Origin of the sequence: Bacteroides caecigallinarum, assembly GCF_021531075.1 — a bacterium.
GTDB classification, from domain to species: Bacteria; Bacteroidota; Bacteroidia; order Bacteroidales; family Bacteroidaceae; genus Phocaeicola; species Phocaeicola caecigallinarum_B.
Window position 1 is genome coordinate 1 of the sequence record NZ_JADYTJ010000006.1, and the last position, 16,314, is coordinate 16,314.

Sequence of the window (16,314 nt, forward strand, 5' to 3'; positions counted from 1 at the left end):
TTCAAGTTCTGATGAGTTCAGTCACTTGACTATAGAAAATAAATTATGTGATTTAGGTTTTGCTGTAACAAGAGGTATAAATTTATATACAGAAATTAAGAAGGATATAAGTGAACATGCAAAAGACGTTCAATATCGAAGTTATGAAGATAATATAAAGAGCTCGTTGTTTTCTTATATAGATTATTTGAGAGAAACGGAAACTCTTTTAACGGAAACCCTTTTAGAGCAGAAAGATATTGATTTAATGCAGCTTGTAGATTTATTGGTTGAAGAAATTTTACTTCGTTATAACGAATATCCGGATGTAAATTCTAACGAATATACTATAATCTTTAGAAGTATTCCATTAGATTATACCGCAATAATAAATCGTTTTAATATAAAGTCCTCAAAAGAAAAACAATCATGTCATAATTATTTATTGACAGCCCAAGAATCAATAAGCAAGGCTGTTATGAACAAGGACTATGTTCTATATCTAAATCGTTGGAAAGAATTATTGCCCAAGTTATCTGGGTATGACCTTTATTTTGCGGATGATTTGGTGTTTCCTGGTGATGAAGAATACGTGTATGCGTATAATGAAAAACAAAAAGATAACCCCACTAGACAGTTGGTTTTATGTGTTCCTCCTGAGCCATGGAGTGGAAATATCCTTAATTCCAAACTTGTAATCCTTTCTTTGAATCCTGGATATGTAGAGCACCTGAATAAGAATCTTGCAAATATGTTCAAACCTCAGATGGCTGAAGAAATCATGGAGGACAAAAGAAAGGTTTTGTCAATGGAAGGAACTAAATTTGACTATTACGAGCCAACAAGAATATTGGGTGACTATTATTGGAGAAAGAAAATACTTCCTTTAGGAACAGCCGTATATGGAGAACAGGAAAAGGAAAATATTTTTAATCATGTTTCCTTATGTCAGTATTTTGCTTACACTTCGCTGGTATCTCCAGCTATTAAGAATTTATTTCCATCTCAGAAATTTACAAAAATGGTGTTGCTCTATTTGGCTACCTCTGCAAAAGAAGTAAAGTTTCTTGTGATGAGGCACGAAGCCCAATGGAAAACATTAATGGGAGAAGGTCTATGGAATTATTTATATGATAACAATAGACTGCTGGTTAGTAAAAATTATGCTAATCAATCCCTTACGGAGAAGAACATCGGCATTGAAAATTATAGGATTATTGTTGAACACTTAAGGAATAATTAAATGAATCACTTAAAAAGATTACAAAATGCTCTTGAACGGTTTGCTCCAGCTAATACTGTTAGTGGACTGACAAAGCAATTTGAGGACATTGCCCAAATTGTATTTAATGGACGTTATGTCGTAAATGGAGAATACGAGATATATCCAATTGATATTGAGTTCTATTTTCATGATGAAGAGAATAAAAGTATAATTGAACCTCAAATGTACCATGTAGGAGATGTTCCCTATTTCCCGGTAGGAGCGATTTGTCCCAATAGGTCTGGTGTTGACATGACTTTTGAGCGTGAAGGAAAATATCGTGCATCATTTCTTATTCGAGGGTATACTTATAAATCCTTGGTTAATAATGATGAAAAGACTTTTACAAATAAGGCTTCTCAAAAATTGAAAGAAGGAGAAATAGATAAATTCAAGCCACAATATTTATGGGAAGATTTGTTTGGTAATGCCTCAATTTTCGAGAAAGGGTTGTCTATTGTCTGGATGGATAATGAAGATTTTAATAAAGTTCGTATTATGTCTTCCGCCAGAATAAATGTAAAAAAAATAAAAGGGGAAGCAACTGACCGTATGTGGCGTTTTACTAATCTTGACGCAGATCAGCAATGAAAATCTTAAAACAACTATGGACTATGTGTTTTTTTCGGAGAATCTGAAAAGATATTATCCGAAAGTGTACAATGAATTGACTGAAATATTGTCAAAGCATGATGTGCATTACGGCGTATTGAAAGGAACAGCCGATTATTGGTGTAGAGATTATATGCCAGTACAAGTAGATGGTAATTCTTTTGTTCAGTTTAAATATCATCCTGACTATCTGGAAGGACTTCGCGATTATGAAACATCAACAGAAACTTCCATTAAGCTGGCTAAAACGATATTACCAAGTTCTTCAATATGTGTTTCTCCCATTGTAGCAGACGGTGGTAACTTTACCTTTGGAAGCATAAAAAAAGGTAGAGGATACACCGCTGTTGTTATAATGACGGAGAAAATATTTATTGAGAACCCTGATATGGATAGAAAATATCTTGTTTCTCTAATGGAAAAGTTATTTCCAAATCATAAGTTCTTATTTTTGCCTTGGGATAGAAGTGACGTTTGTGGTCATACAGATGGAATTTTACATGCTGTTGGCAGTAATAAAGTACTGGTGAATCTGAAAGTTTACCCTGATGATATTGCCGCTAAGATGAGAAGTCGATTAGAATCATACTTTAAAGTCATCGATTTAGAGCTAAGTGATTATCATAATATGAGTTGGGCTTATATAAATATGATTCATACTCAAAATGTAATAATTGTCCCAGGTGTAGGACGTTCTACAGATGAAGAAGCTTTGAAACATATAAAAAAACTGTTTCCAGAGTATGATGGTAGAATTTATCAGGTGCAGATGCAATCTATAGTTAAAAGAGGGGGAGGAGCTTTAAATTGCCTTTCATGGTCTTTTACTATATAAGCAAACTGAAATAATGCGCTAAAATAAGTTTCTCATATCTCTATTTTTTTCTAAATTTGCAAAAGGAAAAGAGTTACTTGAAAAGTAATATAACGCAGACCACAGCAATTGGGACGGTTGCCAAATCGTTACCCCAAAACAAGGTAATTCTTCTAACTCATTTAATTTCAAATAGCTATATTCCTTATACAGATTTTACGAAAAAAATGGTAAAACAGCCAATAACATACAAAAAGTTGAGTTTAGCACTCAATTAGCACAAAACGCAATTATTAAACAGATTTTTCCTTACATTATTCTATCTATATTTAATTTTTAGTATCAAATAATCGAGTATTTCTTTGTTAAATAAACTTTTTTGTCTATTTTTGAGCAGAACTTTAAAATAAATAGCCATGAGCGAGAAACAGAAAAGATTTTTCCTAAAGGAAAACGAGATACCTACACACTGGTATAACATTCAGGCGGACATGAAGAACAAGCCAATGCCGCCACTCAATCCTGCTACAAAAGAACCGTTGAAGGCAGAAGATCTTTACCCTATCTTTGCAAAAGAACTGTGCCATCAGGAGCTGAACCAAACTGACGCATGGATAGAAATTCCGGAAGAAGTTAGAGAAATGTATAAATACTACAGAAGCACCCCACTTGTAAGAGCATACGGTCTGGAAAAAGCTTTGGGAACACCGGCACACATCTATTTCAAAAATGAGAGTGTAAGCCCTATCGGTTCTCACAAACTTAATTCAGCACTTGCACAAGCATATTACTGCAAACAGGAAGGCGTGACAAACATCACTACCGAAACCGGAGCCGGGCAATGGGGAGCCGCACTTTCATACGCGGCACGTGTATTCGGACTTGAAGCTGCGGTTTATCAGGTAAAAATCAGCTACGAACAGAAACCTTACAGACGAAGCATAATGCAGACTTTCGGCGCACAGGTCACTCCTTCGCCATCTATGTCAACACGCGCAGGAAAAGATATCCTTACAAAATATCCAAATCATCAGGGATCACTGGGAACAGCCATCTCAGAGGCTATAGAGCTGGCAAGAACAACTCCTAACTGTAAATACACTCTTGGGTCGGTATTAAGCCACGTAACACTGCATCAGACCGTCATCGGACTTGAAGCCGAAAAACAGATGGAAATGGCAGGAGAATATCCTGATATTATAATAGGATGCTTTGGCGGCGGATCAAACTTCGGAGGTATCAGCTTCCCATTTATGCGCCACACTATTCTGGAAGGCAAAAAGACAAGATATATAGCAGCAGAACCTGCATCCTGCCCTAAACTGACAAGAGGTAAGTTTGAATACGATTTCGGAGACGAAGCCGGATACACTCCTCTCCTGCCAATGTACACTCTGGGACATAACTTCGCACCTGCCAATATTCATGCAGGAGGTTTGAGATATCATGGTGCAGGTGTCATCGTGTCACAACTTCTGAAAGACGGATTAATGGAAGCTGTAGATGTGAAACAACTTGACACATTCGATGCCGGTATCATGTTTGCAAAAGCCGAAGGTATAATTCCTGCTCCGGAATCATGCCACGCAATAGCAGCAACAATCAATGAAGCAAAGAAATGTATCGAAACAGGCGAAGAGAAAGTAATTCTGTTCAATCTGTCAGGACATGGACTTATTGACATGAGTGCATACGACCAATACTTGTCCGGCAACCTTACAAACTACGAGCTTAGTGAAGAGGAAATAGAAAAAAATCTGGAAGAAGTAAAAAATCTTGGACAAAAATAAGGAATAAACACAAAACATATAATAATTAATACAACATCCTTAAAATAAGTATGTTAATTAATAAAGTCTGATGTTATCTTCAATTTCTATAAATGAAATAATATCAGACTTTATCTTTTTTTGAGCTGTTTTTACGCCGGAAAGTTTGCATATTTAAAAAATATTCGTACCTTTGCACCCGCAATCGGAAATCATCACCGAGGCAATAAGAAAACCGGATATTCCGGAACATAGGATGGCCCGTTCGTCTATCGGTTAGGACGCAAGATTTTCATTCTTGAAAGGGGGGTTCGATTCCCCCACGGGCTACAAAAAAAACAAAGCTACCGGATACTCCGGAGCATAAGGATGGCCCGTTCGTCTATCGGTTAGGACGCAAGATTTTCATTCTTGAAAGGGGGGTTCGATTCCCCCACGGGCTACGAAAAAAGAGTTGGACAATGAATATCATTAATAGTGATTCATTGTCCAACTCTTTTTTTATTAGTTTCTCAATCGATGCAGCTGTAAGTACAAACAAACTCCTCTGTCAGATAAAACTCGATATTCATCTCTGTTTTCAGAGAAGTTCTACACTCATACGCATTCATAGTTCCATTAAAAACTTTAGAGTGCGCATCTACAACAGTGCCATTACCGGAATGTTCAGAAAACGAGATAGAGTTTATACAAAGATGTTCCAGAAAATCCACCTCACTGGAATTTAGCATCTTAAACATTGTTTCCTTTGCCGACCAGAACAACAAATACATATTGATTCTGAATTCTTCTACGATATCATTATCCGCAATTTCTGAAACTTTACTTTCTATAAGAGACATTTCATCAGAAGAGACAAACCTGCCAACTACCTTTTTCACCCTATCGGAATGATATTCAATATCAATTCCAATTTCCTTTTCAGGGTGAATAATCACCGCTACAAAACCTTTTGTATGAGATATAGATATCCTGCACAACGAGTTCTCAAGATAAGGCTTGCCGGATTCATGATGAAGAACACGACATTCTTTCCCTAAAAGTTCACGAAGAAGCACCCTTACAGCCAGATATTCCAATTGGCGTGCAGGTGACTTAAAATTGAAAAAATCCTGTGTAAAAGACTTTTCTGTAAGCAAAGAACGGAGCTCATCTGCGGTTTCAGTTACACTCCATATTCCGCAAACAGCTCCGTTATATTCCCATTTCCTAAGTATAGGCATGTTGTAAAATCAAAAAATCAATTATTATTTTCTTCTGTATTATAGTCAGGTTCCACTGTAACCTTGACCTTGAGAATTCTTCTGGCATCCATTTCAAGAATCTTGAAAGTATACTTTCCAAACACTATTTCCTCATTCAGTGACGGGAATTCACCTTTAACTGCAAGAATAAAGCCCGCCAGTGTTTCAGCATCATCCGAAACCTCCTCAAATATTTCAGGGTCAGCCTTCATTATCTTGTAGAAATCGGAAAGAAGAGTTTTTGCTTCAAACACAAACACTCCTTCAGAAAGCTTAACATATGTCCTTTCTTCATCATCATACTCATCGTTAATCTCTCCCACTATTTCCTCTATAATATCTTCCATGGTAACTATACCTGATGTACCTCCAAACTCATCAACAACAATTGCCATGTGAACCTTATTTGTCTGAAAGTCCCTGAGCAAGTCATCTATCATTTTTGTTTCCGGCACAAAGAATGCAGGGCGAATAAGTTTTCTCCAGTCAAAGTCATCACCTTTCTCAAGATATGGCAGAAGATCTTTGATATAAAGTACCCCCTTTACGTTATCCCTTGTATCCTGATAAACCGGAATACGGGAATATCCGTTATCGACCACACATTTCAGGACTTCTGAAAATGTTGAGTCAATATCGAGATCAACCATATCAAGACGGGAAGTCATTACCTCTTTGGCTGTTTCTTCACCAAATCGGATTATACCCTCCAACATATTGCTCTCTTCGGAAATCTCGTTTTTGTCCGTCAGTTCAAGAGCTTGCGAAAGTTCATCCACAGAAAGAGACTGTGGCTTCTTATAAGCTATTTTATTGATGAAAACAGTTGAACGAACCAATAATGAAGACAATGGCCTGAACACAAAACTCAATACATTCAGTACAGGAGCCGCCTTACGGCTAAAAGCCAAAGCGTTCTGTGCCGAATATATTTTCGGCATTATTTCCCCAAAGAGAAGTAATAGAAATGTAAGAATTACAGTTATGACAAGAAACTCAAGCAATCTTGATCCACCAAAATCGACTACAGATGCAAAAAAGAAATTACACAGCATTATTATCATCACATTGACAAAATTGTTTGAGATGAGAATTGTAGCCAAAAGTCTTTCTGAATTAGCCAATAATGACTTTATACGCGTGTCGGCACTATGTTTTTCCTCTTCTATATCGCTTAAATCTGATGGCGTCAAAGAGAAGAACGCTATTTCAGATGCCGATACGAAGCCAGAAGCATAAAGTAATGATAATGCTAAAATCAAAGCAATAAAAGCTCCTGTATCGGGAGCTGTAACGGTCACTCCGTTAAATAAATCCGCCAAGCGGCATAAATACGAATCCGGGTCCAAAGAAATAAATTTTAGTTAGACATAAGTTATTTAGAAAGGCAAATCATCAGATGCCTCATCCTGTACGGGAGCTTGCTGTATCGGTTGAGCCGGTGTAGCTGCAGGCTGCTGCTGCGAAGCAAATTGCTGCCCACCCTGTTGCGCCGAACGAGGTGTAAGCATTTCCATATTATCACCGAAAATTTCGACTATGTATCTCTTCACTCCATTCTGGTCATCATACGAACGCGAACGGATTTTTCCTTCAATATATAGTTTGTCTCCTTTATGAACATACTTTTCTGCAGTTTCGGCCAAACCTCTCCACAAAACTATATTATGCCATTCTGTACGTTCCGGAACCTGAGTACCATTTGCCAAAGTATAAGCACGATCGGTTGTAGCTAAAGTAAAAGTAGCCACAGCCACACCACTATCCAGATATCTCACTTCGGGATCCTTCCCTACATTACCTATTAATTGAACTTTGTTTAAAGACATATTCGAAAGTTTTAATAATTCGCATCAAAAATATAGAAAAAAAATGAGAAACCAACCATTTTGCAATATTTTATTGTTACCCCATTGTATGTTAATCAATTTTTATAGAGATAATGATTTTTCAGACAATAAAATTTGTCTACCATTTCTAAGTAGTATAAATATAATGTGCAAACGTATATTAGAGAAACAATAATGCCACATACATGTCTGTACAGACCCCAAAAACAACGTTTTTCTCAATTTTATTGTAAAAATGTCGCAAATAAATTTCTTAAAGAACGAGAAAAGCTATATATTTGCAGACCAAAAATTTAGATAAAGTATAACACAATAATTTTTATTAGCGAAATGACTAAAGCAGATATTGTAAACGAAATTGCAAAAAAGACAGGTATCGACAAAAACACTGTACTGGTTACTTTGGAAGCGTTCATGGGTTCAGTAAAAGAATCGTTATCTAACGAAGAAAATGTCTACCTGAGAGGTTTCGGCAGTTTCGTAGTTAAGAAGAGAGCACAGAAAACTGCTCGTAATATATCAAAGAACACTACAATAATCATCCCGGAACATAACATACCGGTATTCAAACCAGCCAAGACTTTTACACTTTCAGTGAAGGAATAATTAATTTTTAGTATTAACCCTATAAAAATTTTAAAGCTATGCCAAGCGGAAAGAAAAGAAAAAGACATAAAATGTCTACTCACAAGCGTAAAAAAAGACTAAGAAAGAACAGACATAAAAGCAAAAAATAATTGTTAGTCTGTCCCGACTTCAATAAAGAACAAACTTGCAAAGAACTGTTTCAGTCTTTCGGGTTTGTTCTTTGTCTTAATTAAGAATTTAAACAATTTCCATTAAACCAAGAAAAAGTGACAAGCGAATTAGTTGTTGACGTACAGCCCAAAGAGATTTCTATAGCCCTGCTGGAAGACAAGAATCTGGTAGAGTTTCAGAAAGAAGAAAGAAACCTTTCTTTCTCTGTCGGGAATATGTATGTGGGCAAAGTAAAAAAACTTATGCCCGGACTTAATGCATGCTTCGTGGATGTAGGCTTCGAGAAAGACGCATTCCTTCACTATCTTGATTTGGGACCACAGTTTCATTCTTATCAAAAGTATCTAAAGCAAGTAATCAGTGACCGTAAGAAACTTTTTCCTATATCAAAGGCAAACTCTCTGCCGGATATTGACAAAGACGGTTCAATATCAAATGTCCTCCAGCAAGGTCAGGAAGTAATTGTTCAGATAGTAAAAGAACCTATCTCTACAAAAGGTCCCCGCCTTACATGCGAACTTTCATTTGCAGGAAGATATCTGGTACTCATTCCGTTCAACGACAAAGTTTCTGTTTCGCAGAAAATAAAATCGAGCGAAGAAAGGACACGATTGAAGCAACTGCTTCAGAGCATCAAGCCAAAGAACTTCGGAATCATAGTAAGAACAGTAGCCGAAGGAAAAAGAGTGGCAGAACTGGATGCAGAGCTGAAAGTGTTGCTCAAACATTGGGAAGAAACAATAACTAAGGTGCAGTCCGCTACAAAACTGCCCACACTGGTATACGAGGAAACAAGCCGCACTGTTGCAATGCTGCGCGACCTGTTCAATCCGTCATACGAAAATATTTATGTAAACGATGAAACCGTTTACAACGAAGTAAAAGACTATGTAGCCCTGATAGCTCCCGAACGCGGGAACATTGTAAAGCGCTACACCGGTCAGCTTCCCATTTTCGACAACTTTGCCATCACAAAGCAAATAAAATCATCATTCGGTAAGACTGTCTCATACAAAAGCGGGGCTTACCTCATTATTGAACATACCGAAGCGCTTCACGTGGTAGATGTGAACAGCGGAAACCGCTCAAAGTCAGCCAACGGACAGGAAGCCAATGCCCTCGACGTAAATTTAGGTGCTGCCGACGAACTGGCACGCCAGCTCAGACTCAGGGATATGGGTGGTATAATAGTTGTCGATTTTATTGATATGAACCTTGCCGAGAACCGTCAGAAACTATACGAACGCATGTGTCAGAACATGCAGAAGGACAGGGCAAAGCATAACATCCTGCCGTTGAGCAAATTCGGCCTTATGCAGATTACACGCCAAAGAGTTCGTCCTGCCATGGATGTAACTACCGACGAAGAATGTCCTGTATGTTTCGGTAAAGGTAAAATCAAACCTTCGATACTTTTCACAGATTCTCTGGAAAGCAAACTGGACTATTTGGTCAACAAATTAAAAGTGAAAAAATTCACGTTGCATATACATCCGTACGTTGCTGCTTACGTAAACCAAGGTATGGTTTCACTAAAGCGTAAATGGCAAATGAAATACGGATTTGGTATCAAAGTCATTCCTAATCAGAACCTTGCAATGCTGGAATATAAATTCTATGATTCAAAAGGTGAAGAAATAGACATGAAGGAAGAGTTTGAAATCAAATAAATAAGCAAAAAGAAAGAAATAAAAGCTGCATGGCAGTCCTAAAACGAATAAAGGACTCCATGCAGCTTCTTTTTTTAAATGGCATTATGATATAGATATTTGCATCATCCAACTAAAAATGCCATCTTTGCAGCAGAAATAAAAACAATAACCACAGACACATGAAAAAAACATTATTTACAGCTGCACTAGGAGCAATGGCTATCAGCGCCGGCGCACAACAAATCACAGAATCAGACCTGAAGGATATACAATCATCATTCGTAATGGACGCATCAACTAAAGCACTTCAGAACATAATCACAAACGAATCTAACCTAAGAAAGCTCTCGCTCAACAGAGACATTCAGGGTGAAACTGACCATTACTTCAAATACAAAGTAGATGTGAAAGGTATCACAGACCAGCTACAGTCAGGAAGATGCTGGATGTTTACTTCTATGAACGTTCTCCGCCCTTCAATAATGAAGCAGTTCAACATTAAGGAATTCGATTTCTCACACAATTACAGCTATTTCTGGGATATGTTCGAAAAGAGTAACCTTTTCCTTGAAAATGCAATCGCTACAGCTTATCATGATATGTTGGAACGCGACGTTGAATTCTATTTCAGAACTCCTGTTGGCGACGGTGGTGTATGGAACTTGTTCTATAATATCGCTGAAAAATACGGTGTAGTTCCTCAGACTGTTATGCCGGAAACTGCACACTCAAACAATACTACTCAGATGCGTTCTGTACTTAACGAACGTCTGCGTACAGGTGGATATGAACTCCGTAATTTAGTGAATGGTAAAAAGAGCAAGAAAGAGATAGCAGAAGCAAAGAAAACTATATTGAAAGATGTTTACAGAATTCTTTCACTCTGTCTCGGAAACCCTCCTAGCCAGTTCGAATGGAGATATGAAACAGCCAATGGTGAAATAAAGACTCTGAAAACTACTCCTAAAGAATTCTATAATATGATTAAACCGGAAAACTACAATCCGGAATCATACGTCATGATAATGAACGACCCTACTCGCGAATACTATAAGGTCTACGAGATAGCAAACTATCGTAACACTTACGAAGGTGTGAACTGGGTATATCTTAACTTGCCTAACGATGTCATTAAAAAAGCCGCTATTGCTTCTATCAAGGGTAACGAAGCTATGTACGCATCTGTAGACGTAGCGATGTACAATTCTGCAGACGGTGTATGCCACCCTGAAATGTTCGATTATTCTTCTCTTTTCGGAATAAAACTTGATATGGACAAGAAAGCAAGAATCCTTACAAGAGAAAGTGGTTCTGCTCACGCCATGTCTTTAAGAGCTGTTGACACTGACGAAAACGACAAACCACTAAAATGGCAGTTTGAAAACAGCTGGGGTTCGTCTGCAGGTCATAACGGATTTATGACTTTCACAGATGAATGGTTCGATGAATATCTGTTCCGTATAGTGATAAACAAGAAATATCTTGACGAAAAATCCATTAAAGCTGCAAAACAGAAACCTATAGCACTTCCTGCTTGGGATTATATGTTCTAAGTTATAGTTGACAAGGTATCAGTTACGAGTTGACAAGGTTTGGCTTCGCCGACCTTTGGTTCTGTCCGAATGGAAGCCTTGTCAACTCGTAACTATCACATACCCTGAAGTCTGTTCATAAGCGAGTCACGAAGAACTGTATAAGCAGCCATGTTCTGCTGGCTTACAGGTTTCTTAGGCTGAGACTTGATAGTAAGTGGATTAATAGGCTTCCCATTTTCGAATACACGGAAGTCAAGATGCGGTCCGGTAGAAAGTCCAGTGGAACCTACATAACCTATCACTTCTTTCTGCTTTACAGAAGAACCGACTTTCAAACCTTTGGCGAAACGTGACAGATGCATATATGTAGTGACATATACACTGTTATGCTTGATTTTCACATAGTTTCCTCCCCCATTCGCCTGATAGCCTTTGGCAATGACCTTTCCACTACCTATAGCATAAACCGGAGTTCCAGTAGGAGCAGCATAGTCCACTCCATGATGCGCACGGTAGCGTTTCAGCACCGGATGATAACGGCTGTTAGTAAAGCGTGACGAGATACGGTAGAAATCAAGCGGAGCCTTCAGAAAAGCTCCCTCAAGGCTGTTTCCCTTTTCATTATAGTACAGTTCCTCTCCATCCTGAGTAAACGGAATAGCATAATACGTACTGTCCGAAGCGCGGAACGATGCTGCAAGTACATGAAAGTTCTGCAACGCATTTCCGTCAACATATTCCTGCTCGTATATCACACGGAATTCATCTTCCTTCTGAAGTCCGAAAAAGTCTATTGTCCATCCGAATATATGTGAAAGTACAATCGCAAGCTGCGGCGAAGTATTACAGTCTTGCATAGCCACCCATAATGAAGACTCTATCTTTCCCTTTGCCTCCTTGGTTCTCCATTCCACAGGATTCATTCCGCGCGTAACTTTATATTCACCTCTCAAATCGAAAACCACATACGATTTCGGATCTTCCTCATAGACAAAAAACTTTGGAGCGGCAAGACTGTCCTTCGAAGTAAACATGGCATATGCCCTTCCACTTCGTATCTTCCTAACATCAAAAACTCCTTCTGTCTTAAGATTGAGGTCATGAATATTCTGTGCACTCAGTCCATGATCTGATAATATGAACGACAGGTTCTGGTTGGGTTTCACTATGCCGTACTTCACATTATATTTATCTACAGGGATACCATATTTATAAGTGATTTCTTCAACCTCGGCAGAATCTGTCACTTCTACTTCATCAAGCGACTGCTCTTCACCCTCTATCGAACGATAGTTGTTTACTGTCAAGACTGCTACAAGCACTACTGCTACAGCCACCAGAGCCAATATTATTTTTTTCTGTTTATTCATATTTGTTCCAACTACTCATTGTATCAATGTCTTTTCTTATCTTATTTCTCGTTTCTCCGTCTGGATAGCCCAGTGTTATCAGAAGCGGAACTCTTCTGCTTCCAATGCCAAGCAGTTTCTTCACCTTCTTCTCATCGAACCATCCGAGGATACATGTTCCCAACCCAAGTTCTGCGGCCTGAAGACAAAAATTCTCCACTGCAATGCCCACATCAAGAAGAGAATACTCCTTATCCTTGATTACACTGCCTATGCGTGCCGTAAAGTTCATCTTTTCTAACACAACAGCCACAATTACCGGACACTGGACAGCAAACTTGTTCATTCCCATACCTGCAGCAGCAGACGCCATCTCAGGAAGTAATTGCGAATCGTCAACTACAACAAACTTCCAGGGCTGACTGTTGCATGCCGACGGAGCCAGCCTTGCAGCTTCTATGCATTTAACAATCATGTCTCTATCTACAGGGGTGTTCTTATACTTTCTGTCACTCTGGCGTTTCTTTACTAAATCTAAAAAATCCATATATTATCATTTTAATTATTACAACGTAAATGGACATGGAGAAACTATCTCTATATCCTTATCCGATATCGGGTGTCTAAATACCAGTCTTGATGCATGAAGACACAGTCGTGAGGCAGACTCAGGATTGCCATAAAGTTCGTCTCCAGATATAGGACAGTTCAATCCCGATACATGAGCCGAATGTACACGCAACTGGTGTGTACGCCCGGTGTGAGGCTTAAAAATGACTTTTGCCCGTCCATTCTTCACACATTCCACCTTATATTCTGTTATTGCCGGCTTGCCATTCTCAAAATCAACCATTTGCCGCGGCCTGTCAAGAGGATTCAGGCATATAGGCAAATCTATGATTCCACATTCCTGCAACGGAACGCCATCCAAAATGGCTATATATTCCTTAGAGATACTTCTTGTCTCGAAAAGAGACTGCAATCTGGCATGAACATCCTTATCTTTAGCTGCAAGAAGTATTCCAGATGTAGCCATATCAAGACGATGGACAACCAAAGGCCCTGTAGCATCGGGATACATCAGTCTTAATCTCTGCTGTATAGAATCCAAATCATTCTTTCCTGGAACAGAAAGCATACCAGACGGTTTCTCTACCGCCACTATCCATTCATCCTCATACAGAATATTAAGCGGAGTATCTTTAAACAAATCTTCTGCCAACGGATTAGGTTCCACATCAAGCCCTACGAGCATGTGTTTCAGAATAGGTTCACATTTACCTTTGCAAGAAGGATAGAAATAGCCGTCGTGACGAATCTCATCTTTGGGCGACATTCCACACCAGAATTCTCCCATAGCCAAAGGCTGCAAACCATGCAGATAGGCATACTGCAGGAGTTTAGGCAAAGCGCACTCCCCTGCTCCTGCCGGCGGCAATCCCTGAGGGGTATCTTTGAATATCTCGCATAAATCTTTGCGTTCACCCTTTGCGTTAAGCATATTAAATTGCCTGAACAGCCACAATTGCAATGCAGCCGAACGAGTCTTTCTCTCTTGCTTCAACAGCAATATCTCTGTTTCAAAACCTTTCACCCGCTGCCCTACTTCATTCAGTCTTTCCTTCCACGAGTTTTCCAGTCTCTTGTATTCAGCCTTTTGGAACTGACTCTCACGAATCATGGCATCCAGTTCTTCAGGCGAAAGATTGCCATCAGCACGTTTTTCGTCTCTCTCCTTTTTGCTCTTCTTCAGTTCCTCCTTGGCCAATGCCAAAGAAGAAGATGACTGGAGCTTTGTTTCTTCCAGCTCTTTCTTTGCCAAAATATAAGAATCACTCTTCGATATATCGCAGATACGCCTGTTCAAGGCTGATATTTCCGCTTCCTCTTTTCTGAAATAGCCGTCAGGATTCAGCAGGTCATATACTGGTGGAACGAAGAAATCGTGCATATTGCTGCCGGCGAGATTTCCCGAGAAGGCAGCCAGATAACCGATACTTCCGTCCGCAGTCCTTACTATCAGTACGCCAAACATCTTGCCTTTACCGATTTCATCCTGCCATTCTTGGCGAGTAGATAAATAAGACCGAACCTCACCCGCTGCAATTCGTGTCAGCGGATGAGGTGTATAATGAAAAGGGAATGTAAATTTCTCCGGTAGAGAAACTCCCTCTATATTCTGTTTGAAAAAATGAATCACTTCTATCTATCCTCCAAATTCAAACAAATGGTGAATTATAAATTATTAATCCAATTGGCAATATCCTTCAAAACTTCTTCGGAGCAGGTTTCTTCTATATTATAGTAATCTACCGCAGTCTCAGGCTTACAATGCTGAAACAGGTGATTAAGTCCCGGATATTCCTTTATAAGGTTCTTTGCATTCTTATCATTCAAAAGCCGTCTGATATTACCCAAATTACTTTCCGAAATAACCTGGGCATCATAGCTGCCGTTTATTGCCATTACCGGTATGGTTATCTGCTTCAAATCACTCTCAGGATTGTAATCAACAAAGAACTGCAACCATGGTTTCTGTTGCTGCATGGACATTTCCTTTCTTACAGTATTCACACTGACATTAGCCGGAATCCCCTTCAACTTCAACAAAGCATTCTGCTGTTCTGCCAACAGAGTATCGCCATTAATTCCCGGACCAGCCATACTTACTATAAAATCCGGTTTCTTATCTGCTGCAAGCATAAAAGCTATCATTCCGCCTTCACTATGACCAAGAACTCCAACTTTTCCGAATTTTCCACTTTTCCTAAGCCATTGCAAACCGCAATCCGCATCCTCGGCAAAATCCTCGGAAGTAGCATTCTTTACATCACCACCGACCGACTTTCCTGTTCCCCTGTCATCGTACCGCAAAGAAGCTATACCGCATTTGGCAAGATAATCAGCTATCACGAGAAACGGCTTATGCCCAAAGACCTCTTCATCGCGGTTCTGCGAGCCACTGCCGGTAACCATTATTACCACAGGCACTTTCTTATTCGGATTGTAGCCTACTGGATATGTCAGCGTTCCTGACAGTTTTGCATTAGCGTTCAAATTACTGAAAGTAACCTCTTCTGTACCATAGATATACGTCAAAGTCGGTTCCTGAGGTCTGTTAGGTTTATTTACTTCTCCCGGTCTAAGTTCAAGCGGGAAAGACATACCGAACTGATTGAATTTTCCTTTAATTGCTCCATCAATAAGCTTTCCGTTATAAGTCATGTTTATAGCAGCCACGCTTAACGAGACGGAATCCTCTGTCAAAGTCTGAAGATTAACAGGAATGCCGACAGTGCTTTGCGCCGGAACATCCATCTTACACGATGGCTTGCCGTCTTCTTCATGCTGAAAATGAAAAACGATTTCCAGTTTCTGATTTGCCGCCATCAGCAAACCTTTCCATGTCCCATTTATCACCTGAGCGTATGACACAGATACAGCAGACATAAGCAACGCAAATAGAATAGTCTTTTTCATTATAGAA

The 16,314-nt window shown here is 39.1% G+C and carries 14 protein-coding genes and 2 tRNA genes; 9 read left to right on the top strand and 7 right to left on the bottom strand.

What is annotated here, in order from left to right; all coding sequences use genetic code 11:
* The 6 genes from I6E11_RS02750 to I6E11_RS02775 form a co-directional block, all read left to right on the top strand.
* A partial coding sequence (locus tag I6E11_RS02750) for a hypothetical protein (RefSeq protein WP_235336287.1) occupies positions 1–1,222 on the top strand: 1,222 nt, incomplete at its 5' end.
* Positions 1,223–1,834: a hypothetical protein gene (locus I6E11_RS02755; protein ID WP_087208188.1), complete on the top strand. Its 612-nt coding sequence runs from the start codon at positions 1,223–1,225 to the stop codon at positions 1,832–1,834.
* A 16-nt stretch (positions 1,835–1,850) separates the two neighbouring features.
* A complete protein-coding gene (locus tag I6E11_RS02760) occupies positions 1,851–2,690 on the top strand; it encodes an agmatine deiminase family protein (RefSeq protein WP_087397108.1) in 840 nt (279 codons plus the stop codon).
* 395 nt (positions 2,691–3,085) lie between these two features.
* Positions 3,086–4,459 carry a TrpB-like pyridoxal phosphate-dependent enzyme gene (locus I6E11_RS02765; protein WP_235336290.1) on the top strand — a complete coding sequence of 458 codons (1,374 nt, stop codon included), beginning with the start codon at positions 3,086–3,088 and terminating at the stop codon, positions 4,457–4,459.
* A gap of 237 nt (positions 4,460–4,696) precedes the next feature.
* Positions 4,697–4,768 (top strand) — tRNA-Glu (locus I6E11_RS02770).
* 41 nt (positions 4,769–4,809) lie between these two features.
* A tRNA-Glu gene (locus tag I6E11_RS02775) sits at positions 4,810–4,881 on the top strand.
* Between the two features lie 69 nt (positions 4,882–4,950).
* On the opposite strand, the gene I6E11_RS02780 is transcribed toward I6E11_RS02775, so the two are convergent.
* The 3 genes from I6E11_RS02780 to I6E11_RS02790 are packed head-to-tail and all read right to left on the bottom strand — an operon-like array spanning position 4,951 to position 7,511.
* Complete coding sequence (locus tag I6E11_RS02780) at positions 4,951–5,661, bottom strand: 4'-phosphopantetheinyl transferase family protein (protein ID WP_235336292.1); 711 nt, start codon at positions 5,659–5,661, stop codon at positions 4,951–4,953.
* Between the two features lie 17 nt (positions 5,662–5,678).
* The gene (gldE, locus tag I6E11_RS02785) at positions 5,679–7,031 is read right to left on the bottom strand and encodes a gliding motility-associated protein GldE (protein ID WP_235336293.1); all 1,353 of its coding nucleotides are present in this window, start codon (positions 7,029–7,031) and stop codon (positions 5,679–5,681) included.
* Between the two features lie 30 nt (positions 7,032–7,061).
* On the bottom strand, positions 7,062–7,511 hold the full coding sequence (locus I6E11_RS02790) for a single-stranded DNA-binding protein (RefSeq protein ID WP_235336294.1): 450 nt from the start codon (positions 7,509–7,511) through the stop codon (positions 7,062–7,064).
* A 342-nt stretch (positions 7,512–7,853) separates the two neighbouring features.
* On the opposite strand from I6E11_RS02790, the gene I6E11_RS02795 reads away from it, so the two are divergent.
* The 3 genes from I6E11_RS02795 (at position 7,854) to I6E11_RS02805 (ending at position 11,496) form a co-directional block, all read left to right on the top strand.
* Complete coding sequence (locus I6E11_RS02795) at positions 7,854–8,138, top strand: HU family DNA-binding protein (RefSeq protein WP_294456502.1); 285 nt, start codon at positions 7,854–7,856, stop codon at positions 8,136–8,138.
* Between the two features lie 248 nt (positions 8,139–8,386).
* Complete coding sequence (locus tag I6E11_RS02800) at positions 8,387–9,961, top strand: Rne/Rng family ribonuclease (protein WP_235336295.1); 1,575 nt, start codon at positions 8,387–8,389, stop codon at positions 9,959–9,961.
* 161 nt (positions 9,962–10,122) lie between these two features.
* Positions 10,123–11,496, top strand: coding sequence for a C1 family peptidase (locus I6E11_RS02805; RefSeq protein ID WP_235336296.1), 1,374 nt, complete (start codon positions 10,123–10,125; stop codon positions 11,494–11,496).
* A 95-nt stretch (positions 11,497–11,591) separates the two neighbouring features.
* Here the strand turns inward: I6E11_RS02805 and I6E11_RS02810 are convergent, their stop codons facing one another.
* The 4 genes from I6E11_RS02810 to I6E11_RS02825 are packed head-to-tail and all read right to left on the bottom strand — an operon-like array spanning position 11,592 to position 16,307.
* Positions 11,592–12,848, bottom strand: coding sequence for a peptidoglycan DD-metalloendopeptidase family protein (locus I6E11_RS02810; RefSeq protein ID WP_235336297.1), 1,257 nt, complete (start codon positions 12,846–12,848; stop codon positions 11,592–11,594).
* Positions 12,841–13,374, bottom strand: a complete 534-nt coding sequence (locus I6E11_RS02815; protein ID WP_204404955.1) for a nitroreductase family protein — start codon at positions 13,372–13,374, stop codon at positions 12,841–12,843. The genes I6E11_RS02810 and I6E11_RS02815 overlap by 8 nt, the downstream gene beginning before the upstream one ends.
* Positions 13,375–13,392: 18 nt before the next feature.
* Complete coding sequence (locus I6E11_RS02820) at positions 13,393–15,027, bottom strand: RluA family pseudouridine synthase (protein ID WP_235336298.1); 1,635 nt, start codon at positions 15,025–15,027, stop codon at positions 13,393–13,395.
* A gap of 35 nt (positions 15,028–15,062) precedes the next feature.
* Positions 15,063–16,307 (bottom strand): alpha/beta hydrolase family protein, encoded by a 1,245-nt coding sequence (locus tag I6E11_RS02825; protein WP_235336299.1) that lies wholly within the window; start codon positions 16,305–16,307, stop codon positions 15,063–15,065.
* Positions 16,308–16,314: the final 7 nt, after the last annotated feature.